We start from the raw sequence: 20,954 nt of genomic DNA, 5'->3' as shown, positions 1-20,954 counted from the left end.
CGCCGCTGCGTGCCCGCCGCGTTCGTCACGGCGGGCCATGCCAGTCATGGTTCCTCAGCTGCCCTCAGAAGCCCCGCGGCGGCACGAACAGGCAGATGGTGCGGCCCGCGTCCAGGCCGGACTGGTGCGCGCACCAGTGGAACTCGCCGTCGGGCGAATTGCGGATGCGCTTGTCGTTGTAGGCCACCACCTCGCCGGTGCTGATGACATAGCCCTCCGGCCGCTCGCTGACCGAACCGTTCGACACCGGTTTGCAGTCGAAGTTCGAGCAGCACGACAGCGGATACGCCCAGCCCTTCGGCGCTTCATGGGCGCTCGCGGCAGGCACAACCGACACGGTCGTCAGGAGGAACGCGGCACGCACACTGGCACGCGTGGGCATCATTTGCTTGAAGAGCATGACCTTCTCCTTTGGTCTGCTCCTTGGGCGCGATTCGCTCCGCAAACTGCTTTTGTGGAATCGTGCGCCCGTCGTACCGGACTGACAAGGGATCACGTCATGTAACCGTCATATGGTCACTCGTGTGCCACAGGCGCATGGAACCGCAGCGCGCGCTGGCAGTTAGCTGGCTGGCATGACGGAACTCTCCCACCCGCACAGTCTCGAGGATCGCAACGGCCCTTCCGACCTGACGAAGCAGGCCGCCGAACTCGTCGCGCTGGTCTATGTGAACGACGGCGAGCCCGGCATCCGCCGCCGTGGGGCCGGCCGCGGCTTTTCCTATGTGGACAGCCGGGGACGCCGGATCGACCACGACGAGGTGCTCGCCCGGATACGGGCCCTCGCCATCCCGCCGGCGTGGACGAACGTCTGGATATGCGAGGATCCCGAGGGTCACATCCAGGCCACCGGCCGCGACCATAAGGGCCGCAAGCAGTATCGTTACCACGCGCGGTGGGCCGCCTGTCGCGACGAGGCCAAATACGGCTCCCTCGTTGACTTTGCGCGGGCTCTGCCGCGCTTGCGCGCGGCGATCGACACGGACCTGCGGCGCCGCACCCTGTCGTTCGAATGCGTCGCGGCGGCGGTGGTGCGGCTGCTGGACAAGACGATGATCCGCGTCGGCAACTCCTCCTATACGCGCGACAACGGCTCGTTCGGCCTCACCACGCTGAGGGACCGGCATGTCGAGATCGAGGGCGCCAGCCTGCGCTTCGCGTTCAAAGGCAAGTCGGGCAAGGAATGGCGGCTAAGGCTCTCTGATCGGCGAATAGCGCGGGTCGTGAAGGGAGCGCAGGACATTCCCGGCCAGCATCTGTTCCAGTATTTCGACGGAGACGGCGCCCGCCGCCGCATCCGCTCCGATGACATCAATGCCTATATCCGCGAGGCGACCGGTTCGCCCTTTACGTCCAAGCATTTCCGCACCTGGGGAGGGAGCGTGCTGGCGGCCGAGGTTCTCGCGGCCACCGAGTTACCCGAGACGCAGGCGGGGCAACGCAGGGCGCTGAACGAGGCGGTGGATCAGGTCGCCTCGCATCTCGGCAACACCCGCGCGGTCTGCCGCAACTGCTATGTCCATCCCGCGCTGATCGAAGACTGGATCGCGGGCGGCCTCGCCGCGTCGCTCACGGCGGCACGGCGAAGCTTCCGCAAGCTGCCATCCGGCCTGTCCGAGAGCGAGATGACGCTGCTGCGATGGCTGGAGCGGCGGCCGGCCTGACATTTGCCGTCAGCATGGTTACGAAAGGTGACCTGCTCGTCTCGACAGCTCCTACCGGATCGCTTATGTAATCTGGCAAAGGTCACTATAGCTACGCGCCTGCCCGGATCAGGCCGCAGCCACGGAAGGCACCACCATGAGCGCGATCGCAGAGTTCATCGACAACGAGGTCAAGAGCAACGACATCGTCCTCTTCATGAAGGGCACCCCGGGCTTCCCGCAGTGCGGCTTCTCGGGTCAGGTCGTGCAGATCCTCGATTATCTCGGCGTGGACTACAAGGGCGTCAACATCCTGACCTCCGACGAGCTCCGCCAGGGCATCAAGGAATATTCGCAGTGGCCGACCATCCCGCAGCTCTACGTGAAGGGTGAGTTCGTGGGCGGCTGCGACATCGTCCGCGAGATGTTTCAGGCCGGCGAATTGCAGGGCTTCCTCGACGAGAAGGGCATCAGCGTCAAAGGCGCTGCCTGATCGACTGACAAAAATTTACGGGCGCCGCTCAGGCGCCCTTCGCCAGGGGATGTGACGGGCGACCGCGCATCCCTTTGCATTTTCAGACGACCGATTGGACCAAGACTATGGACCAGAAGACACCTCTGGCCGAGACGCGCCAGGATTCGCTCTCGCGCTGGGAATTCATCGCGCTCGCCGCTGCCCTCATGGCGCTCAACGCGCTGGCAATCGACATCATGCTGCCCGGCCTGCAGCAGATCGGCGAGAGCCTCAACGTCGCCGAAGAGAACCACCGCCAATACGTGATCTCCGCCTATTTCGGCGGCATGGCAGCCGCACTTCTGATCTACGGGCCGCTTTCCGACCGCTTCGGGCGGCGCGGACCGCTGCTCGTCGGCCTTACGATTTACGTGCTCGCAGCCTTTGCCGCGGTCTTCGCGCCGACGTTCGAGGTGCTGCTCGCACTACGATTCATCCAGGGCGTGGGCGCGGCGTCGACGCGCGTCATCGCCGTCTCGGTGGTGCGCGACCGGTTCGGCGGGCGTGCCATGGCCGAGGTCATGTCTTTGATCTTCATGACCTTCATGGTCATCCCGGTCATCGCCCCCTCCCTCGGCCAGCTGATGATGATCTTTGCCAACTGGCACATGATCTTCGTGCTGATGGCCGCCATCGCGGCCGCGGTCACCGTCTGGACCTGGGTGCGGCTGCCCGAGACGCTGCATCCTGAAGACAGGCGCGCGATCGACTTCGCCTCGATCATGCAAGGGTTCGCCATCGTGCTCTCGAATCGCACTTCGCTCGGCTATACGCTCGCCTCGACGGCGGTGTTCGCGGCGCTGTTCGGCTTCATCAACTCGGCGCAGCAGATCTATGTCGGGATCTACGGGCTTGGTACCTTGTTCCCGATCCTGTTCGCAGTAGTGGCGGGCATGATGGCGGTGTCGTCCTTCGTCAACTCGCGTCTCGTTTCGCGCGTCGGCATGCGCCGGCTGTCGCACGGCGCCCTGCTCGGCTTTCTCGCAGTCAGCGCAATCTGGTTCGCCTGGTCGCTGACGGGACCGGTTCCGCTCACCGCCTTCGTCGTCCTGTTCGCGCTGGCGATGATGCAGTTCGGCTGGATCGGGTCGAACTTCAACTCGATCGCCATGGAGCCGCTCGGCCATATCGCCGGCACGGCGTCGTCGATCCAGGGCTTCATCCAGACGCTCGGCGGCGGCATCGTCGGCGCGCTGATCGGCCAGGCCTTCGACGGTACCGTCACGCCGCTCGCGGCGGGCTTCTGCGGCGTGTCGATCGTCGCGCTGGTGCTGGTGCTGCTCGCCGAGCGCGGCCGGCTCTTCGGCACGTCGGCGCCGGGTGGCCACTAAGGGTCTGTCGGGTCAGAGGGCCGCGAAGTCGAACAGCTTGCGGTCGAGCAGATGGCTCGGCCGCACATTGGCGAACGCCCGGATCATGGTATCCTTGCGGCCGGGCATGCGACGCTCGATGTCCTCCAGCATGGCCTTCATGGCGTTGCGCTGGAGCCCGTCCTGGCTGCCGCAGAGATCGCACGGGATGATCGGGAACTGCATCGCCTCGGCGAACTTGGCGAGGTCAGCCTCTGCGCAGTAGGCGAGCGGCCTCAGCACCATCACGTCGCCCTCGTCGCTCATCAATTTGGGCGGCATCGCCGCCAGCCGCCCGCCATGGAACAGATTCATGAAGAACGTCTCGAGGATGTCCTCGCGATGATGGCCGAGCACCAGCGACGAGCAGCCCTCCTCGCGCGCGATGCGATAGAGGTGGCCGCGGCGCAGGCGCGAGCAGAGCGAACAGTAGGTCGCGCCCTTGGAGATCTTGTCGGTGACGACTGAATAGGTGTCCCGGTATTCGATCCGGTGCGCGACGCCGATCCGGGTCAGGTAATCGGGCAGGATATGCTTGGGAAAATTCGGCTGGCCCTGGTCGAGATTGCAGGCCAGCAGTTCGACCGGCAACAGGCCCCGCCATTTGAGATCGAGCAGCAAGGCAAGCAGGCCGTAGGAATCCTTGCCGCCCGAGAGCGCGACCAGCCAGCGCCCCCCTGCCCGCGCCATTGCAAAATCCTCGATCGCCTGGCGCGTCGAACGCAGCAGCCGCTTGCGCAGCTTGTTGAACTCGACGGTCTGCGGCGCATGCGCGAAGAACCCGGCCAAGCGGGCGTCTGCATCGTCGAGCGGCAGTTCCGGGATAGCGTTCATGATCTCATCTTGCGCGGATTGGACACTACGGAGCCGGGCCGGAAATGAAAAGGCCGCCAAAAGGCGGCCTTTCGCAGATTCGCTGAGCCGAGGGATCAGCGCGAGTAGAATTCGACGACGAGGTTCGGTTCCATCTGGACCGCGTAGGGAACGTCGGCGAGGCCCGGCACGCGGACATACTTCGCGACCATCTTGTTGTGGTCGGCTTCGATATAGTCCGGCACGTCGCGCTCGGCGAGCTGGGCTGCTTCGAGCACGATCACCAGCTGCTTCGACTTCTCGCGCACCTCGATCACGTCGCCCGGCTTGCAGAGATAGGAGCCGATATTGGTGCGGCGGCCGTTCACATTGACGTGGCCGTGGTTGATGAACTGGCGCGCGGCGAAGATCGTCGGAACGAACTTGGCGCGGTAGACGACCGCGTCGAGTCGCGACTCGAGCAGGCCGATCAGGTTCTCGGAGGTGTCGCCGCGACGGCGATCGGCCTCTTCGTAGGTCTTGCGGAACTGCTTCTCGGAGATGTCGCCGTAGTGGCCCTTCAGCTTCTGCTTGGCGCGGAGCTGCAGGCCGAAGTCGGACATCTTGCCCTTGCGGCGCTGGCCATGCTGGCCGGGGCCGTATTCACGCTTGTTAACCGGGGACTTCGGACGACCCCAGATATTTTCGCCGAGACGGCGGTCGATCTTGTACTTGGCGGCTTCGCGCTTGCTCATCGCATTTCCTCAACATGTTGCGAACCGATGCTTGCGCATCGGTTCAAGGAAACGCGCCCTCCTCTGGCTCCCTTTTGCGGAACCTGACAGGGGCTTCCACGCACGCTTTGCGGAAAGACCCCACGGGACACGTTAGTTGATCGGGACCGGCGCTTAAGACACCGCACCCGAGATAGTTCAAATGAAACACCGCGCATTTCTGCGCGGCGTTGGCGGTCGAATAAGCGCAAAGACGCGATTTGTCAACGCGACTGGCTGGTGCCGGGCGGCGGCGCTGTTTCCTTTGCCGGCAGGACATCCGGCTTGTCCGTGTCGGCGCCCTTCGCGGCGACCTTCGACACGGGGATCTTCGCGCTGACGCGGCCGCGCTGCACGAACTCGCCCCAGACGAAGCCGCGCTTGCCCTTGACGACGATCTCGCACCACTGATTGCAGCCTACGAGCTGGACCTGCGTCCTGGCGGGAACTGTCCCGATAACCTTGGACCCCTTTTTCGGGCGGCTGCGAATATTGGCGTCGTCGATCATCAGGGCGGTGCCAATGGGCTGCTTGCCCGAGCCTTCCGCCTTGGCGGGCTGTTCCTCCACCGCCGCCTCTTCCTCGACCTTCGGCGGTGGTACGATGGCCGCTGTCTTTTCGGGCGAAGCCTGCGCCGCCTCGTCGACCTTGTCGAAAGGAGCCTGCGAGGGCCTCGTCATCGGCACGAAGGCATTTTCGGGCTGTTCGAGATCGGAGATGTCGCCGAGGTCCTCGATGCCGCGTGCGGCACTTGCGTCATGCGCGAAGCGGGGATCCCTGACGCCGAGCGCGACCAGTTCCGCGGGCGCTTCCCTGGTCGCGGCCGGGAGCGAAGGCAAAGGAACGGCGGCAGCGCTGGCCTGCATGGCGCCGGTGTTGGCGGGAACGATATCGCTGAAGATCGGCTTCTCGGCGGGCGCCGGCTCTACCTGCACCTGCTCGGCGGCCATGGCGGACTGGATGATTTCCTGCTCCGGCATGGGATTGGGGAGGTCGCTCGCAAGCAGCGACATCGCCAGAACGGCTGCGCCCGCGGAGCCTACGCCCACCGCGATGAACGCGGCGCCCATTGCAAAATAGCCCTGACCTACTCCGTTGGGAAGAATCTCGCCGTCCGAATTCCCCCGGTAGGCTACGTCCCTGGTCGTTATCACGTCGTTGGCTCCACGTTCGGCCTTATGCCTGGCCGTGTAGTCTGACGCCCCCGTCACCCATGCATCGCATGTCAGCGTCTGTGGACGATTGTTTTTCGCCTGTTATCCAAGTCTTTTCAGGGACGATTGTGGCCGAGATTTGATCATATTGACAAAAGTTAATGTGTCTAGCGCTTTGAACGGGCTTCGTTTCCCGCGTTCGAGATTGATATCATGCCCGAAAACGGCCGCTCAGAGGAGAACGGTCGTTAGGGTTGCACACAACAGAATGCCGGAACGGCTATTTCTTGGCTGTGCGCTCGGGAAGCGTCTTGCGTTTGGTCTCAGCGAACTCCTCGAGCTGCTTTTCGCTCATCGAGTCCACCATCTCGCGCGACGCGCCCTTGAGCTTCGATTTCGGCGTCTCGCCGCGCTTGGCCGACAGGGCGGCGCCGGCTGCTTTCTGCTGGGCCTTGAACTTTGCGGGCATGGCTTGCTCTCCTCGCTGTGGTGGACAAGCAACGCGGCGGGATATCGCCGGTTCCAGCGAAGCGTCAGGCGACCTTGAGGCCGAATCCCTGCATCAGCCGTCTTCCGGCGAAATCGGGCTTGCCGGAGGTGAAGATCGCGATGTCCTCGCCCGCGGGGGTATCCCCCCGTCGGGACGGAAGGAGCGACAGGGCGCGGCGCGCGATGGCCTCGGCCGGATCGATCCAGTCGACAGGCCAGGGCGCGGTCTTGCGCATGCGGTTGGCGAGAAATGGATAATGCGTGCAGGCAAGGACGACAATGTCCGTCCGCTGCCCGTCCTTCTCGATGAAACACGGGGCGATCTCGGCGCGTACGGCCTCCTCGTCGACGAAACCCTCGCGCATATAGGTCTCCGCTAGGCCCGCGAGCTGGTCGCTGCCGACAAGGCGGACATGGCACTTCGTCGCCCATTGCGCGATCAGGTCGCGCGTATACTGGCGCTTGACGGTTCCGGGAGTGGCAAGGACCGAGACGAGGCCCGAGCGAGTGCGCTCCGCGGCCGGCTTGATTGCGGGCACGGTGCCGACGAAGGGCGTTGCCGGATAGGCCGCGCGCAGGTCGGACAGGACGATGGTCGAGGCCGTATTGCAGGCAACAACAACGATTTCCGGATGATGGGTGGCGAGTAGGCCGCCAAACAGGTCGACGATGCGCCGTGACAGCGCCTTCTCTTCCCAGGCGCCGTAGGGAAAGCCGGCGTCGTCCGCGACATAGACGAAGCGGCGATCCGGCATGATCACGCGCGCCTCGCGCAGCACGGTCAGGCCGCCGATGCCGGAATCGAACATCAGCACGGGGCGGTCAGTCGATGTCATTCCCATTCCCGCTCCTGCGCGCGGCCTCGTCCGCGTCCCGCTTGCGGTCGGGATAGCCCGCACCACGCGGCTCTTTCGGCGAGAAATAATCGAGCGAAGCCAGCACGCCTCGCAGCACCTTCACCTCCGGCTCGGTGAAGCCTGGCCGGGTGAAGACAGCGCGCACATTGTCGAGCATTTTCGGCTTCTTTTCGGCGGGCCGGAAATAACCGCGCGTGTCGAGCGCCTGTTCGAGATGGCCGAGGAAGCCGTGAATGTGCCGCTTGTCGGCCGGGGTCAGGTCAGGGCCGGCAAAGGCCGTGTCGGTCTCGTGCTCCAGGCCCGACTTCATCCACTCGTAGGACATGAGCAGCACTGCCTGGGCGATGTTGAGCGACGAGAACTCGGCATTGACGGGGAAGGTGACGATCTCGTCGGCCAGTCCGATCTCCTCGTTGAACAGACCGAAGCGCTCGCGCCCGAACAGGAGGCCGGTCTTCTGCCCTGCCCTGCTGCGCGCCCTCAAGCCCCGGCCCGCCTCGACCGGGCCCACGACCGGCTTGAAGTTGTCGCGCGGCCGCGCGGTGGTCGCGCCGACATAGACGAGGTCCGCCACCGCGTCCTGCAGGGTCTCGAACACGACCGCGCCGTCGATCACATGGTCCGCGCGGCTTGCCGTGGCACGTGCGCTCTCGTTCGGCCAGCCGTCGCGCGGCTTCACCAGGCGCAGCTCGGCGAGACCGAAATTCGCCATGGCGCGTGCGACCATGCCGATGTTCTCGCCGAGCTGCGGCTCGACGAGGATGACAGCGGGGGGTGGCATGTCGTGCGGACGGGAAAGGTCACCGGGCATGCGCGCGTCTGTGACATGAAACGCCGCCGAAAGGAACACCGCGCCGTCGCAAGCACGGCTCAGGCAGGCATAAGTTTCCGTTGCGTCAGATTTTGACAAGGTTTAAAGGAGGCCGGCGCGAAGGAGCGCTTTTTCCGAATTAAGGGAACGACCATGAAGGTCTCGACACTCATCACGGCTGCTGCTGTTGCCGCTGCCGCACTCATTGGCTTGGCCGGAAATGCTTCCGCGCAGGCGACCCGCACCTGGGTCTCGGGCGTCGGCGACGACGTAAATCCGTGCAGCCGCACCGCGCCATGCAAGACCTTTGCCGGCGCTATTTCCAAGACAGCCACGAACGGCATCATCAACTGCCTCGACCCAGCCGGCTTCGGTGCAGTGACGATCACCAAATCGATCACGCTCTCCTGCGAATACACGATGGGAAGCATCCTGGCGTCAGGCACGACCGGCATCATCATCAACGGCGCCGATATCGACGTGGTGCTGCGCGGTATCGATATCGACGGCTCAGGCACCACGCCGGGCATCAACGGCATCCGTTTCCTTCAGGGCTCGTCCCTGATCGTCGAAAAGGGAGTGTTCCGCGACTTCAACGGCGCCTCGCCGAACGGCGCCGGCATCATGGTCAATGCGACCTCGGGTAACCTGAAGCTCGTGGTGCGTGATTCCGTCTTCACCAACAACGGCGCGACGACAAGCGGCGCGGGCATCGATATCTCGCCGACTGGCTCCACGAGCGTGACGGTCTCGGTCGAGGGATCGCTGTTCACCGACAACAGGGTCGGAATCCGCGCCATCGGCACCGGCACGACCGGAACCATCCAGCTGTCGGTCACCGATAGTGAAATCAGCAACTCGACGTCGCATGGTCTTGTCGTTCAGGCAGACCCGGGCAGCAGCAAGGTCATGGTCACCGGCAGCCAGATCGTGAGCAACGGCGATACCGGCATTCGCGCCTCGGGCGCAAATACGATCGTGCGGGTCGGCTCGTCTGTCATCTCGGGCAACCTCGTCGGCTTGAATGCGATCAACGGCGCCAACATCCGCAGCTACGGCAACAACCAGCTCAACGGCAACGGCACCGACGGGGCTTTTGGAGGCACCATAGCTCTGCAATAAGCAAACGCACGGGACGCACAAGACCGTCCGCACATTGAAGACAAAGGCCCGGCCTGCGCCGGGCCTTTTCGTTTTCGAGTCAGGCCCCCTCCTGCCCGGTCAGGGCCGCCGCCTTCTTCGACAGGTCGATCTCCGACATGACCTCGCCGGTCAGGTGGACGTCGAACTCCTTTGGCGGCAGGTGCGCCGGCTCGTGCGCGATCGCATACCAGTTCTGGCGCGGGTGGTACCAGGGCAGTTCGCGTCCGACCAGACCAGCCTCTCCAATGAAGTGCAGGATCCGCTCCGGCAGGTACGCGGTGTTTCCGGGATACGTCCAGCCCGGTTTTTCGACCGGGCTGTTCGGCCGCCGGATGCTGTCCAGGAAAGTGACAAGCATGAGGCCGCCCGGCGCCAGCGAGCGCTTCAGCGATCTGAGCGCCGGCACCACGATGTCGGGCCCTGCATGCGAGAAGATCGACTGGGCGACGATGAACTCGAACGCGACGCCAAACTCCGTCGCGTCGAAGTCATCCCGATAGCTGAAATGAGGCGCCCTGAGCTTGATCAGTTCCTCGCCCAGTTCCTTCGCCACCATGTCGTCGATGAGCCATTTGTTTGGCTCGATGCCGTAGTAGTTGCCCTTGTCCAGATAGAGCATCAGGAAGCGCCCCGCCCTGAGTGAGCCGCAGCCGACGTCGAGCACGCGATGATGGTGCCGCAGGCCGAGCGAGCACAGCAGCCGAAATTGCGTCGCCCCCATGAAATCCCACTGCTTCGGCGGTCCTACATAGGCGGCGAAATGCTCCTCGCCCGGCTTCAACGCGCGGGATTCGTCGAGGCTCAGGTTTCGCTTGTCCACGTCGTGCATTCTCCGGTGAGTAGTGGTCAACCGCGCCCGGACCCTTGCCGGGCCGGTAGCTTTTCAGCATTCCCACCTCGCGGCCCGCGCTGCAAGGCCTCAGGCGGCGAAATGCCTGATCGCGGCCGCGACCGCTCCGGGCTGTTCGTGCAGGATCCAGTGGCCCGCGCCCGGCACGCGCTGGATGGTCAGGTCGGGCGCGAAGCGGTCGAGCCCTTGGAGGCACGACGCCGTCAAAGCGCGGTCCTCCTCCCCCCACAGGACGAGATGGGGCATGCGCACGGCCATTGTCTCGGGCGGGATCGTGTCGAGCACCGTCCGTGCCGCCGACGCGCCGGGCTCCGGGACGTCGATGGGCGAAGCACGATACCAGTTGAGCATGGCCGGCATCGCGCCGGGCTGTCCCCAGGCGTCGAGATAGCCGGCTCTGATCTCGCCAGTCATCCAGTCTGCCCGCGAAAAACCCTCGATCATGCGCAGGGTGCGCCGGAAACCGTCCTCGACCAAGCGTTCGTCGGCGGCGGGAGCGCGCAGCTTGTTGATGTACTGGCTCGCCTCGCGCTGCGCCGGATCGTCATGGATCGCCTTCTGGAAGCACCAGGGATGGACGCCGTTGGCGATGACGAGGCGGCTGAGCCGGCCGGGATGCGCGAAGGCGTAGGCATAGGCGACAGAGGCGCCCCAGTCGTGCCCGGCGAGCACGAAAGGCCTGCCCGGCGACAAATGGTCGGCGAGCGCCGCGAGGTCGGCGACCATGTGCTTCGTGCGGTAGGCGTCCATGCCCGCCGGTTTGGAGGAGAGATCATAGCCCCGCTGATCCGGCGCGACGACGAAGAAATCGGAGGCGAGATCAGCCATCACCTCGCGCCATGCGGCCCAGTATTCAGGAAAGCCGTGCAGCAGGATGATCAGCGGCCGCGACCGGTCGCCAGCATGCGCGACGTTCAGCGTGACGCCGCCGGCGTCGAACGCCATGAATTCAGGCTGGAACATATGAATTTCCTCTTCCTCCCTGCATGAGCCGCCCTAAGCCCTTCGCATCGTTTGCGCCTTCCGGACGGCTTTGCTATAGCGGCCCAATCTCCAGTCCAAGGCTCTGCGGAACCGCGGTTCCGACTTTCTCAAAGAGGCGCATTCAATGGCGAAGATCAAGGTGGCCAACCCCGTCGTCGAGCTCGACGGCGACGAGATGACCCGCATCATCTGGCAGTTCATCAAGGAGAAGTTGATCCACCCCTACCTCGACATCGACCTCCACTACTACGACCTCGGTATCGAGCACCGCGACGCCACCAACGACCAGGTGACGATCGATTCGGCGAACGCGATCAAGAAATACGGCGTCGGCGTGAAATGCGCCACGATCACCCCCGACGAGCAGCGCGTCGAGGAGTTCAAGCTCAAGAAGATGTGGAAGAGCCCCAACGGCACGATCCGCAACATCCTCGGCGGCGTGATTTTTCGCGAGCCGATCATCTGCAAGAACGTGCCGCGCCTGGTGCCCGGCTGGACCAAGCCGATCGTCGTCGGCCGCCACGCCTTCGGCGACCAGTATCGCGCGACCGACTTCCGCTTCCCCGGCAAGGGCAAGCTGACGATGAAGTTCGTCGGCGAGGACGGCCAAGTGATCGAGCACGAAGTGTTCGACGCGCCGTCGTCGGGCGTCGCGATGGGCATGTACAATCTCGACGAGTCGATCGCCGACTTCGCGCGCGCCTCGCTGAACTACGGCCTGCAGCGCGGCTATCCGGTCTATCTCTCGACCAAGAACACCATCCTCAAGGCCTATGACGGCCGCTTCAAGGACATCTTCCAGGAGATCTACGACAAGGAATTCGCCGCCGAATACAAGGCGCGGAAGCTCTGGTACGAGCACCGCCTGATCGACGACATGGTCGCCTCCTCGCTCAAGTGGTCCGGCGGCTACATCTGGGCGTGCAAGAACTACGACGGCGACGTGCAGTCGGACACGGTGGCGCAGGGCTTCGGCTCGCTCGGCCTGATGACCTCGGTGCTCTTGACGCCGGACGGCAAGACCGTCGAGGCCGAAGCCGCGCACGGCACGGTCACGCGCCATTATCGCCAGCACCAGAAGGGCGAGGAGACCTCGACCAACTCGATCGCCTCGATCTTCGCCTGGACGCGCGGCCTCGCTCATCGCGCCAAGCTGGACGACAACGAGGCACTGGCGAAGTTCGCCGACACGCTGGAGAAGGTGTGCGTGCAGACGGTCGAGAGCGGCTACATGACCAAGGATCTGGCGCTGCTGATCGGGCCCGACCAGCCCTGGCTCTCCACCACCGGCTTCCTCGACAAGATCGACGAGAACCTGCAGAAGGCGATGGCCTGAGGCACGCCGATGCAAGGTCCGACCCTCTACGGATCGGACTACAGCGTCTATGTCCGGATAGTCCGCCTCGCGCTCGAAGAGAAGCGCGTGGCGTATGAGCTTGTTCCGGTTGATATTTTCGCCCCGGGCGGACCACCCGCCTGGTATCGCGAGCGACATCCCTTCCTTCGCATCCCCGCCTTCTCGCATGCAGGCATCGATCTCTACGAGACCGGGCCAATCATCCGCTATGTCGACGAAGCGTTTGACGGTCCGCTCCTCCAGCCGATCGCGCCAGGCGATCGAGCGGTGATGAACCAGATCATCGGAATCATCGATTCCTACGCCTACAGAACGCTGGTCTGGGATATCTATGTCGAGACCGTCTCAAAACCCGAACGCGGCGAGACGACGGACACGGAGCGCGTGTCGAAGGCTGTTCCGGTCGCCGAAACCTGCCTCTCCGAATTGTCGCGTCTGAAGCGAAGCGGGCCGTGGCTGACCGGCGAGGATATTTCTCTCGCCGACCTCTATCTCGCTCCGGTCATGGCCTATTTCGAGAAGGCCGACATTGCCGGCGCAATGCTGGACAGGCATCCCAACATATCGACCTGGTGGCGCGCGATGCGCGGGCGGGAGAGCTTCATCGTCACCGAGCCATCCGACTGACGCGGGGATGAAGCGAGATCATGCCGGTGACGAGACAGGTCTCGTCGCCGCCGAATCGTCCTGCGGCCCGATGATACCAAAGCTGGCGGCACCTATGGCGCCGCCCCATGAACCTTGCGTGCTGTCTCAGCCTGCCATGGCCGCCTTGACGGCGGCGATCGCGGCCTCGCCCTTCGACGCGTCCGGGCCGCCGGCCTGCGCCATGTCTGGACGCCCGCCGCCGCCCTGACCGCCAAGCGCGTCTGCCGCCACGCGGACGAGGTCGACCGCGCTGAAACGGCCGGTAAGGTCTGGCGTCACCGCGACGACGACGCTCGCCTTGCCGTCGTCGGACGCGCCGATGAAGACCACCACTCCGGAGCCCAGCGCCTGCTTAGCCTCGTCGGCGAGGCCCTTCAGGTCCTTCGGCTGGACGCCTGTGACAACCCGCCCGGTGAAGGAGACACCGGCGATTGTTTCGGTCTCCCCTGCCCCGCTCCCTCCGCCGCCACCCAGCGCCAGCTTCTTGCGCGCCTCGGTGAGTTCGCGCTCAAGCTTGCGGCGTTCCTCGACAAGACCCTCGACGCGCGAAAGCACTTCGCCCGGACCGACCTTGAGCGCGGATGCGACCGCCTTGAGGCGGCGGTCCTGCTCGTCGAGATGGTGGCGCGCGTCCTCGCCGGTCAGCGCCTCGATGCGCCGTACGCCGGCGGCCACCGCGGCGTCGGAGACGATGCGGATCAGGCCGATGTCGCCGGTTGCCCGCACATGGGTGCCGCCGCAGAGTTCGACGGAATAGGGCCGGTTCGCCTTCTGGCCATGCAGCGCCGTTCCCATCGACACAACGCGGACCTCGTCGCCGTATTTCTCGCCGAACAGCGCCATGGCGCCTTCCGCGATCGCGTCGTCGACCGACATCAGCCGTGTGGTCACCGGGCTGTTCTGGACGACGATCTCGTTGGCCATGCGCTCGACCTGCTCGAGCTCCTCCTGAGAGATCGGCTTGTTGTGCGAGATGTCGAAACGCAGGCGCTCGGGCGCGACGAGCGAGCCCTTCTGCGCGACATGGGTGCCGAGCACTTCGCGCAAAGCTTCGTGGATGAGGTGCGTGGCCGAATGGTTGGCGCGCAGGCGGCCGCGGCGCGCATGGTCGACCTTGAGTTCGACCGCGGCGCCCACCTTGGCCTTGCCCGACACGATCTTGCCGATATGGACGAAAACGCCGTTGGCCTTCTTCTGCGTGTCGGTGATCTCGATCGCCACCCCTTCGCCCGAGATCATTCCGGTGTCGCCCATCTGGCCGCCGGACTCGCCGTAGAACGGCGTCTGGTTGACGATGACCGACACGGTCTCGCCCTCCGTCGCTGCGTCGACCGCCGCGCCGTCGCGCACGATCGCGGTGATGACGCCTTCGGCCTTTTCGGTGTCGTAGCCGAGGAACTCGGTCGCGCCGAGCTTTTCGCGCAGGCCGAACCAGATGGTCTCGGTCGCGGCCTCGCCGGAACCGGCCCAGTTAGCCCGCGCCTCGGCGCGCTGGCGTTCCATCGCATCGGTGAAGCCGGCGAGATCGACGGAGATCGAGCGCTGGCGCAGCGCGTCCTGCGTCAGGTCGAGCGGGAAGCCGTAGGTGTCGTAGAGCTTGAAGGCCGTCTCGCCGTCCAGCATGTCGCCGGCGTGCAGCGTTTCGGTCGCATCCGCGAGCAGGCCGAGGCCGCGCGCCAGCGTCTTCCTGAAGCGCGTCTCCTCCAGCTTCAGCGTCTCGGTGATCAGCGCCTGGCCGCGGCTCAGCTCCGGATAGGCCTGGCCCATCTCGCGCACCAGCGCCGGCACCAACTTCCACATCAGCGGATCGGAGGCGCCGAGAAGCTGCGCGTGGCGCATGGCGCGGCGCATGATGCGGCGCAGCACATAGCCGCGCCCCTCGTTCGACGGCAGCACACCGTCGGCGATGAGGAAGCAGGACGAGCGCAGATGGTCGGCGATGACGCGGTAGGACGCGACGTTGTCCTTGCCCGGGCCCTTGCCGATCTCGGACGAGGCGGCGTCGATCAGGTGGCGGAACAGGTCCGTCTCGAAGACGCTCTCGACGCCCTGCAGGATCGAGGCCATACGCTCCAGGCCCATGCCGGTGTCGATCGACGGACGCGGCAGGTCGATGCGCTCCTCCTTCGTCACCTGTTCGTACTGCATGAAGACGAGGTTCCAGAACTCGAGGAAGCGATCGCCGTCCTCTTCCGGGCTGCCGGGCGGCCCGCCCCAGATGTGCTCGCCGCGGTCGATGAAGATCTCAGAGCACGGGCCGCAGGGGCCGGTGTCGCCCATCGCCCAGAAATTGTCCGAGGTCGCGATGCGAATGATGCGGTCGTCGGAGAAGCCGGCGATCTTCTTCCAGTAGCCGGCCGCCTCCTCGTCGGTGTGATAGACGGTGACGAGCAGCTTGTCCTTCGCCAGCCCGAACTCCTTGGTGATCAGGTTCCAGGCGAGCTCGATCGCGCGTTCCTTGAAATAGTCGCCGAAGGAGAAGTTGCCGAGCATCTCGAAGAAGGTGAGATGGCGGGCGGTGTAGCCGACATTGTCGAGGTCGTTGTGCTTGCCGCCGGCGCGCACGCTCTTCTGCGCCGTCGCCGCCCGCACGTAGGGACGCGTCTCAAGTCCGGTGAAGACGTTCTTGAACTGCACCATGCCCGCATTGGTGAACATCAGCGTCGGATCGTTGCGCGGCACGAGCGGACTCGACTCAACCACCTCGTGGCCGTTCCTGCGGAAGTAGTCGAGGAAGGTCGACCGGATCTCGTTGACGCCACTCATCTTCGTGCCTTTGCGGGGAACGCCGGGAACCCGGCGGAATTCTGGACTTCGGCCTTTTAGCGGCGCCCTTCCGCACTGTCCAGAATGCGCGGGGCGTGCTGGTGGCGCAGAGTGGCGCAGACGTGAAAAGGGCCGCGGATCGACCGCGGCCCGAAACGTCCTTGCGCCTGCGCAGGTCGACTACATTGCGGCCGCGTCGTCGGCATCATCGGAATCGGACGCCGAGCCGGTCTCGAGGAACTTGTCGGCGATCAGCCCGGCATTCTGGCGCAGCATCTGCTCGATCTCGCCGGCGAGTTCGGGATTGGCGCGCAGGAACTCCTTGGCGTTCTCGCGGCCTTGGCCGAGGCGCTGCGAATTGTAGGAGAACCAGGCGCCCGACTTCTCGACCACGCCGGCCTTGACGCCGAGGTCGATGAGTTCGCCGGTCTTCGACACGCCTTCGCCATACATGATGTCGAACTCGACCTGCTTGAAGGGCGGTGCGAGCTTGTTCTTCACCACCTTGACGCGGGTCTGGTTGCCCGTCACCTCGTCGCGGTCCTTGACCGAGCCGATGCGGCGGATGTCGAGGCGCACCGAGGCATAGAACTTCAGCGCGTTGCCGCCGGTGGTCGTCTCGGGCGAGCCGAACATGACACCGATCTTCATGCGAATCTGGTTGATGAAGATGACCATCGTGTTGGAGCGCGAGATGGAGGCGGTCAGCTTGCGCAGCGCCTGGCTCATCAGGCGGGCCTGCAGGCCCGGCAGCGAGTCGCCCATCTCGCCTTCGATTTCGGCGCGCGGCGTTAGCGCCGCCACAGAGTCCACAACCAGAACGTCGATCGCACCGGAGCGGACCAGCGTGTCGCAGATCTCCAGCGCCTGCTCGCCGGTATCGGGCTGCGAGATCAGCAGGTTCTCCAGGTCGACGCCGAGCTTGCGGGCATAGACCGGGTCGAGCGCGTGTTCGGCGTCGACGAAGGCGCAGATGCCGCCCTTCTTCTGCGCCTCTGCGACCGTGTGCAGCGCCATGGTGGTCTTGCCCGAGCTTTCCGGGCCATAGATCTCGATGATGCGACCGCGCGGCAGGCCGCCGACGCCGAGCGCGATGTCGAGGCCGAGCGAGCCGGTCGACACGACGCCGATCTCCACCACCTGCTCGTTCTGGCCGAGCCGCATGATCGAGCCCTTGCCGAAGGCGCGCTCGATCTGGGACAGCGCCGCGTCCAAAGCCTTTGTCTTGTCCACCGATTTGTCCTCAACCAGCCGCAGTGTGTTCTGAGCCATGATACATCACCCCTAGATCGTCAATGAAGGCCGAGCGCCGCTTTGTCCGATGGTGATTTGTATCCGTTTTGTTCTCTTTTGGCAAGGGGTATCAACTCATTGAAAAATATATGTATTCCACTCCATGTTCTTTTTTCGTTTCAGAACGTCTGTTCGGAACAGATTCTGGCGCTCGTCGCGGCTGCGCGCGGCGGCGAGACAGAATCAGCCTAGTCGAACTCGGGCGCGATGCGCGGCAGGTCGTCGAAGCTGTAGCCGGCCACCTGGTTGAGATAGTAGAGCCCGCCGAAGATGATCGCGGCGACGATCGTCGTGCGCACCATCGCCCGCAGCATGTGGGCGCCGCGCGGAGCGCTCGACACGGTGCCCAGCGTCACCTCGCCGTCCTCGTCCTGCGTCTTCAGGCTGAATGGCAGCGTGGCGAACAGCACGATCCACCAGATGATGAAGAAGATGGCGAAGGCGGAGAAGTAGCCCATGGCAGGATCAGACCTGTTCCAGTTCCACCAGCGTGCCGGCGAAATCCTTCGGATGGAGGAACAGAACCGGCTTGCCATGCGCGCCGATCTTCGGATTGCCGTCGCCGAGCACCCGGGCGCCGGACGCCTTGAGCTGGTCGCGCGCGGCCAGGATATCCTCGACCTCATAGCAGACGTGATGCATGCCGCCCGACGGGTTCTTCGCCAGGAAGCCAGCGATGGTCGAGTCGGTACCGAGCGGCTCCAGCAGCTCGATCTTGGTGTTCGGCAGTTCGATGAAGACGACGGTCACGCCATGTTCGGGCAGCGCCTGCGGCGCAGTAACGGTCGCGCCCAGCGTGTCGCGGTAGGTCGCAGCCGCCGCCGCGAGGTCCGGCACGGCGATGGCGACATGGTTCAAGCGTCCGAGCATGAGGCGGCTCCGCGGGTTCAGGGGAGTACGGCAATAAGGCAGTAGGGCAATAGGAGAAAGCGGGAAACGGGGCGAAAGCGCGCACATCCGGGACGATCCGGCCGTCGCCGAATCTTCCCTTACTCCCCTAATGCTCTACTCCCTTAGTATGTCACAAACACCGTCACGACCGGTTTCTTGCCCCAGGCCTCATTGGCGGAGCTGCGCACGGCGCGCCGCACGGCCTCTGCCACGAGGTCGAGGTCCTTGCGCCGCTGGCGCGGAATGGACTGGACCGCGCCGGCAGCAGCGTCGAGCAGCATCTCCTCGAAATCCTCGCCGCCGGTGTTGAGCTGCGGCAGGCCGATCGCCACGAGGTCCGGATCGCCGGCGAGGTCGTAGCGCTCGTCCAGCACGACGTTGACCGCGACATGGCCGGCGAAGGAGAGTTTTCTCCGGTCCTTGACGCCGACGCCCTCGTCGGTGCCGATGATGCGGCCGTCCTTGTAGATCCGGCCGAATGGAACCTGGTCGATGATCTCGGCCGGGCCGGGCGCCAGCCGGGCGACGTCGCCGTTGCGCACCTGCATGACCTCGGGAATGCCTTGCATGGCGCCCAGCGAACCCTGCGCGACCAGGTGGGCTGCCTCGCCGTGCACCGGCACGAGGATGCGCGGCCGCGTCCACTCGTACATACGCTTCAGTTCGGAGCGGCGCGGATGGCCGGAGACGTGAACCAGCGCGTCGCCGTCTTCGATGATCTTCACGCCCATATCGATGAGACTGTTCTTGATCTCCAGGATCGCTTTCTCGTTGCCGGGAATGGTGCGGGAGGAAAAGATCACCGTGTCGCCGGCCGCAAGCTTCACCGAGCGCAGCTCGTCGCGCGACAGCTTCGCGAGTGCTGCGCGGTCCTCGCCCTGGCTGCCGGTGCAAAGAACCACCAGGCTCTCGCGCGGGACGGCGGCGAACTCCTCTTCGGCAATGAAGGGAGGCAGCCCGTCGAGGTAGCCGAGCTCGCCGGCGACATCGATGACGCGGCGCATGGAGCGGCCGAGCACCAGCACGGAGCGGCCAGCGTCGCGCGCTGCTTCCGCGATGGAGCGGATGCGGCCGACATTGGAGGAGAAGGTGGTGATGGCGACGAGCGCGGGCGCCTTCTCGATCTCGGCCCGCAGCCCCTTCCCGACATCCTGCTCGGACGGGGATTCGCCCTCGCGCATGGCGTTGGTGGAATCGCACATCAGCGCGATGACGCCCGCATCCCCCAGCGCGCGGAAGCGCGCCTCGTCGGTTTTGGGGCCGATCTCGGGCGCGGGATCAATCTTCCAGTCGCCGGTGTGGATCACCGTGCCGAGCGGCGTCGTGATCGCGAGCGACACCGGCTCCGGGATCGAATGTGCCACCGGAATCGCCTCGATGCGAAACGGGCCGATCTCGAAGGTCTCGCCGGCACGATAGATCGTCACCGGCACCTCCGGCGCGCCGCGCTCCGACTGGCGCTTGGCCTCGAGCAGACCGGCGGAAAACGGGCTCATCCAGACCTGCGCCTTCAGCCGCGGCCAAAGGTCCAGCAGCGCGCCGTAGTGGTCCTCGTGGGCGTGGGTGATGACGATGCCCTTGAGATTGGCGAGATCGGCCTCGATGAAACGCGTGTCCGGCAGGACGAGGTCGACGCCCGGCAGGTCGGGGCCGGGAAAGGTCACGCCGACATCGACCACGATCCACTGCCGCGCATTCGCCGGCCCGTAGCCGTAGAGCGCGAAGTTCATGCCGATTTCGCCGACGCCGCCCAACGGGACGAAGACGAGTTCGGCCGAATCATTTTTCGCCATTGTCGTTTCCTCTTGCCCCGTTCAGTTCCTGCCCGCCGAGGCGACCGCGCCGAAATGCACGTCGCCGGCAGCGATCGCTACAGTGCCACCTTTATCGTCGCGGATGACGAAGCGGCAATCCTCGTCGATCGTCTCGAACACGCCGCGCACTATATTTCCGTCGACATTGACCGCCACTTCGCTGCCGAGACCCGCGGCGCGGGCGAGCCAGAGCCGGCGGATCTCGGCGATCCCCCTGCCCTCGGCCCAGATGCGGTCGAGCCGCGTCCAGGCGTCGGAGAGCGCGAGAAAGAGCGTTTCGGCGTCGATCTTGAAGCCGAGTGCTGCAAGCGACGTCGCGGGGTATGGCAAGCCGGCAGGATGCGCCACGACATTTATGCCAATGCCGATCGCAAGCGCGAAGCGACCATCCGGCAACATGGACGATTCGAGCAGGATGCCGGAGAGTTTGGCATTGGAACAGAGCACGTCGTTCGGCCACTTCAGCTCGAACCGCGGCGCGTTCGGGCCGCTTGCGCCGTCCATGCCGATGGAGATGTCGGCATCGGGCGCGAGAGCATCAAGGGCCTCCCCAAGGGCAAGGCCCGCGACGAAGCCGAGCGTGGCTGCCTGGCGCAGATCGGTCTCGACCCGAAGCAAGGTGGCCGCGAGATTGCCGTCGACCCATGCCCAGGGCCGGCCGCGACGGCCGCGTCCCCCCTCCTGGCGCGTGGTGACGAGCCAGAGCGGGCCGGTTTCCCCCTGACGTGCCCGTTCGAGCGCGATCGCATTCGTGGAGCCGGAGACTTCGAATGCCTCCAGACGGTAGCCCGCGGCTTCGGCGATCGGGGAAAGGCGAAATCCCATC

General features: G+C 65.0%; 21 protein-coding genes. 6 read left to right on the top strand and 15 right to left on the bottom strand.

The window, feature by feature from the left end:
* Positions 1 to 64: 64 nt before the first annotated feature.
* Complete coding sequence (locus B9Z03_RS17495; protein ID WP_244561771.1) at positions 65 to 400, bottom strand: hypothetical protein; 336 nt, start codon at positions 398 to 400, stop codon at positions 65 to 67.
* Positions 401 to 575: 175 nt separating this feature from the next.
* Between B9Z03_RS17495 and B9Z03_RS17490 the strand changes: the two genes are divergently transcribed.
* The 3 genes from B9Z03_RS17490 (at position 576) to B9Z03_RS17480 (ending at position 3,488) form a co-directional block, all read left to right on the top strand.
* Complete coding sequence (locus tag B9Z03_RS17490; RefSeq protein WP_085465384.1) at positions 576 to 1,664, top strand: DNA topoisomerase IB; 1,089 nt, start codon at positions 576 to 578, stop codon at positions 1,662 to 1,664.
* Between the two features lie 136 nt (positions 1,665 to 1,800).
* A complete protein-coding gene (gene grxD, locus B9Z03_RS17485; RefSeq protein ID WP_085465383.1) occupies positions 1,801 to 2,136 on the top strand; it encodes a Grx4 family monothiol glutaredoxin in 336 nt (111 codons plus the stop codon).
* A gap of 107 nt (positions 2,137 to 2,243) precedes the next feature.
* Entirely contained in the window at positions 2,244 to 3,488 is a 1,245-nt protein-coding gene (locus B9Z03_RS17480; RefSeq protein ID WP_085465382.1) for a multidrug effflux MFS transporter, read from the top strand.
* 12 nt (positions 3,489 to 3,500) lie between these two features.
* Here B9Z03_RS17480 and ttcA read toward each other — a convergent pair whose 3' ends face one another.
* The 6 genes from ttcA to B9Z03_RS17450 all read right to left on the bottom strand — a co-directional run bounded on the left by ttcA (position 3,501) and on the right by B9Z03_RS17450 (position 8,382).
* Entirely contained in the window at positions 3,501 to 4,340 is an 840-nt protein-coding gene (gene ttcA, locus B9Z03_RS17475) for a tRNA 2-thiocytidine(32) synthetase TtcA (RefSeq protein WP_085465381.1), read from the bottom strand.
* A gap of 95 nt (positions 4,341 to 4,435) precedes the next feature.
* Positions 4,436 to 5,053, bottom strand: coding sequence for a 30S ribosomal protein S4 (gene rpsD / locus B9Z03_RS17470; RefSeq protein WP_085465380.1), 618 nt, complete (start codon positions 5,051 to 5,053; stop codon positions 4,436 to 4,438).
* A 242-nt stretch (positions 5,054 to 5,295) separates the two neighbouring features.
* Positions 5,296 to 6,141 (bottom strand): SH3 domain-containing protein, encoded by an 846-nt coding sequence (locus tag B9Z03_RS17465; RefSeq protein WP_085465379.1) that lies wholly within the window; start codon positions 6,139 to 6,141, stop codon positions 5,296 to 5,298.
* A 364-nt stretch (positions 6,142 to 6,505) separates the two neighbouring features.
* Positions 6,506 to 6,694, bottom strand: coding sequence for a DUF3008 family protein (locus B9Z03_RS17460; protein ID WP_085465378.1), 189 nt, complete (start codon positions 6,692 to 6,694; stop codon positions 6,506 to 6,508).
* A gap of 64 nt (positions 6,695 to 6,758) precedes the next feature.
* Entirely contained in the window at positions 6,759 to 7,556 is a 798-nt protein-coding gene (murI, locus tag B9Z03_RS17455; RefSeq protein ID WP_085465377.1) for a glutamate racemase, read from the bottom strand.
* The gene (locus B9Z03_RS17450; RefSeq protein WP_085467719.1) at positions 7,537 to 8,382 is read right to left on the bottom strand and encodes an RNA methyltransferase; all 846 of its coding nucleotides are present in this window, start codon (positions 8,380 to 8,382) and stop codon (positions 7,537 to 7,539) included. The genes murI and B9Z03_RS17450 overlap by 20 nt, the downstream gene beginning before the upstream one ends.
* Positions 8,383 to 8,535: 153 nt before the next feature.
* On the opposite strand from B9Z03_RS17450, the gene B9Z03_RS17445 reads away from it, so the two are divergent.
* On the top strand, positions 8,536 to 9,504 hold the full coding sequence (locus B9Z03_RS17445) for a right-handed parallel beta-helix repeat-containing protein (protein ID WP_085465376.1): 969 nt from the start codon (positions 8,536 to 8,538) through the stop codon (positions 9,502 to 9,504).
* 79 nt (positions 9,505 to 9,583) lie between these two features.
* Here the strand turns inward: B9Z03_RS17445 and B9Z03_RS17440 are convergent, their stop codons facing one another.
* The gene (locus B9Z03_RS17440) at positions 9,584 to 10,345 is read right to left on the bottom strand and encodes an SAM-dependent methyltransferase (RefSeq protein WP_085465375.1); all 762 of its coding nucleotides are present in this window, start codon (positions 10,343 to 10,345) and stop codon (positions 9,584 to 9,586) included.
* Between the two features lie 99 nt (positions 10,346 to 10,444).
* Entirely contained in the window at positions 10,445 to 11,338 is an 894-nt protein-coding gene (locus tag B9Z03_RS17435) for an alpha/beta fold hydrolase (protein ID WP_085465374.1), read from the bottom strand.
* A gap of 145 nt (positions 11,339 to 11,483) precedes the next feature.
* Between B9Z03_RS17435 and B9Z03_RS17430 the strand changes: the two genes are divergently transcribed.
* Both B9Z03_RS17430 and B9Z03_RS17425 read left to right on the top strand, forming a co-directional pair.
* On the top strand, positions 11,484 to 12,695 hold the full coding sequence (locus tag B9Z03_RS17430; RefSeq protein ID WP_085465373.1) for an NADP-dependent isocitrate dehydrogenase: 1,212 nt from the start codon (positions 11,484 to 11,486) through the stop codon (positions 12,693 to 12,695).
* Positions 12,696 to 12,704: 9 nt separating this feature from the next.
* On the top strand, positions 12,705 to 13,343 hold the full coding sequence (locus B9Z03_RS17425; RefSeq protein ID WP_085465372.1) for a glutathione S-transferase family protein: 639 nt from the start codon (positions 12,705 to 12,707) through the stop codon (positions 13,341 to 13,343).
* 126 nt (positions 13,344 to 13,469) lie between these two features.
* Here B9Z03_RS17425 and alaS read toward each other — a convergent pair whose 3' ends face one another.
* From alaS to B9Z03_RS17395, 6 genes are all read right to left on the bottom strand, one after another.
* Positions 13,470 to 16,130 (bottom strand): alanine--tRNA ligase, encoded by a 2,661-nt coding sequence (gene alaS, locus B9Z03_RS17420; protein ID WP_085465371.1) that lies wholly within the window; start codon positions 16,128 to 16,130, stop codon positions 13,470 to 13,472.
* 180 nt (positions 16,131 to 16,310) lie between these two features.
* Complete coding sequence (gene recA / locus B9Z03_RS17415; protein WP_085465370.1) at positions 16,311 to 17,402, bottom strand: recombinase RecA; 1,092 nt, start codon at positions 17,400 to 17,402, stop codon at positions 16,311 to 16,313.
* Between the two features lie 209 nt (positions 17,403 to 17,611).
* A complete protein-coding gene (locus B9Z03_RS17410; protein ID WP_085465369.1) occupies positions 17,612 to 17,881 on the bottom strand; it encodes a DUF1467 family protein in 270 nt (89 codons plus the stop codon).
* Positions 17,882 to 17,888: 7 nt separating this feature from the next.
* Entirely contained in the window at positions 17,889 to 18,293 is a 405-nt protein-coding gene (gene mce, locus B9Z03_RS17405; RefSeq protein ID WP_085465368.1) for a methylmalonyl-CoA epimerase, read from the bottom strand.
* A gap of 143 nt (positions 18,294 to 18,436) precedes the next feature.
* Complete coding sequence (locus B9Z03_RS17400) at positions 18,437 to 20,107, bottom strand: ribonuclease J (protein ID WP_085465367.1); 1,671 nt, start codon at positions 20,105 to 20,107, stop codon at positions 18,437 to 18,439.
* A gap of 21 nt (positions 20,108 to 20,128) precedes the next feature.
* On the bottom strand, positions 20,129 to 20,953 hold the full coding sequence (locus tag B9Z03_RS17395; RefSeq protein ID WP_085465366.1) for a biotin--[acetyl-CoA-carboxylase] ligase: 825 nt from the start codon (positions 20,951 to 20,953) through the stop codon (positions 20,129 to 20,131).
* Position 20,954: the final 1 nt, after the last annotated feature.

Origin of the sequence: Mesorhizobium australicum (assembly GCF_900177325.1) — a bacterium.
Taxonomy (GTDB): Bacteria; Pseudomonadota; Alphaproteobacteria; order Rhizobiales; family Rhizobiaceae; genus Mesorhizobium_A; species Mesorhizobium_A australicum_A.
Note: the sequence above shows the minus strand (reverse complement) of the source record. Positions and strands in the feature narration are given on the sequence as shown.

Excerpts from the sequence above, each read along its gene's own strand:
- B9Z03_RS17400 (WP_085465367.1), bottom strand. The coding sequence starts at position 20,107 with ATGGCGAAAAATGATTCGGCCGAACTCGTCTTCGTCCCGTTGGGCGGC.
- B9Z03_RS17450 (WP_085467719.1), bottom strand. The coding sequence starts at position 8,382 with ATGCCCGGTGACCTTTCCCGTCCGCACGACATGCCACCCCCCGCTGTC.
- B9Z03_RS17490 (WP_085465384.1), top strand. The coding sequence starts at position 576 with ATGACGGAACTCTCCCACCCGCACAGTCTCGAGGATCGCAACGGCCCT.
- B9Z03_RS17460 (WP_085465378.1), bottom strand. The coding sequence starts at position 6,694 with ATGCCCGCAAAGTTCAAGGCCCAGCAGAAAGCAGCCGGCGCCGCCCTG.
- grxD (WP_085465383.1), top strand. The coding sequence starts at position 1,801 with ATGAGCGCGATCGCAGAGTTCATCGACAACGAGGTCAAGAGCAACGAC.
- B9Z03_RS17410 (WP_085465369.1), bottom strand. The coding sequence starts at position 17,881 with ATGGGCTACTTCTCCGCCTTCGCCATCTTCTTCATCATCTGGTGGATC.
- B9Z03_RS17465 (WP_085465379.1), bottom strand. The coding sequence starts at position 6,141 with ATGGGCGCCGCGTTCATCGCGGTGGGCGTAGGCTCCGCGGGCGCAGCC.
- B9Z03_RS17495 (WP_244561771.1), bottom strand. The coding sequence starts at position 400 with ATGCTCTTCAAGCAAATGATGCCCACGCGTGCCAGTGTGCGTGCCGCG.
- rpsD (WP_085465380.1), bottom strand. The coding sequence starts at position 5,053 with ATGAGCAAGCGCGAAGCCGCCAAGTACAAGATCGACCGCCGTCTCGGC.
- recA (WP_085465370.1), bottom strand. The coding sequence starts at position 17,402 with ATGGCTCAGAACACACTGCGGCTGGTTGAGGACAAATCGGTGGACAAG.
- B9Z03_RS17425 (WP_085465372.1), top strand. The coding sequence starts at position 12,705 with ATGCAAGGTCCGACCCTCTACGGATCGGACTACAGCGTCTATGTCCGG.
- mce (WP_085465368.1), bottom strand. The coding sequence starts at position 18,293 with ATGCTCGGACGCTTGAACCATGTCGCCATCGCCGTGCCGGACCTCGCG.
- murI (WP_085465377.1), bottom strand. The coding sequence starts at position 7,556 with ATGGGAATGACATCGACTGACCGCCCCGTGCTGATGTTCGATTCCGGC.
- ttcA (WP_085465381.1), bottom strand. The coding sequence starts at position 4,340 with ATGAACGCTATCCCGGAACTGCCGCTCGACGATGCAGACGCCCGCTTG.
- B9Z03_RS17480 (WP_085465382.1), top strand. The coding sequence starts at position 2,244 with ATGGACCAGAAGACACCTCTGGCCGAGACGCGCCAGGATTCGCTCTCG.
- B9Z03_RS17435 (WP_085465374.1), bottom strand. The coding sequence starts at position 11,338 with ATGTTCCAGCCTGAATTCATGGCGTTCGACGCCGGCGGCGTCACGCTG.
- alaS (WP_085465371.1), bottom strand. The coding sequence starts at position 16,130 with ATGAGTGGCGTCAACGAGATCCGGTCGACCTTCCTCGACTACTTCCGC.
- B9Z03_RS17395 (WP_085465366.1), bottom strand. The coding sequence starts at position 20,953 with ATGGGATTTCGCCTTTCCCCGATCGCCGAAGCCGCGGGCTACCGTCTG.
- B9Z03_RS17430 (WP_085465373.1), top strand. The coding sequence starts at position 11,484 with ATGGCGAAGATCAAGGTGGCCAACCCCGTCGTCGAGCTCGACGGCGAC.
- B9Z03_RS17445 (WP_085465376.1), top strand. The coding sequence starts at position 8,536 with ATGAAGGTCTCGACACTCATCACGGCTGCTGCTGTTGCCGCTGCCGCA.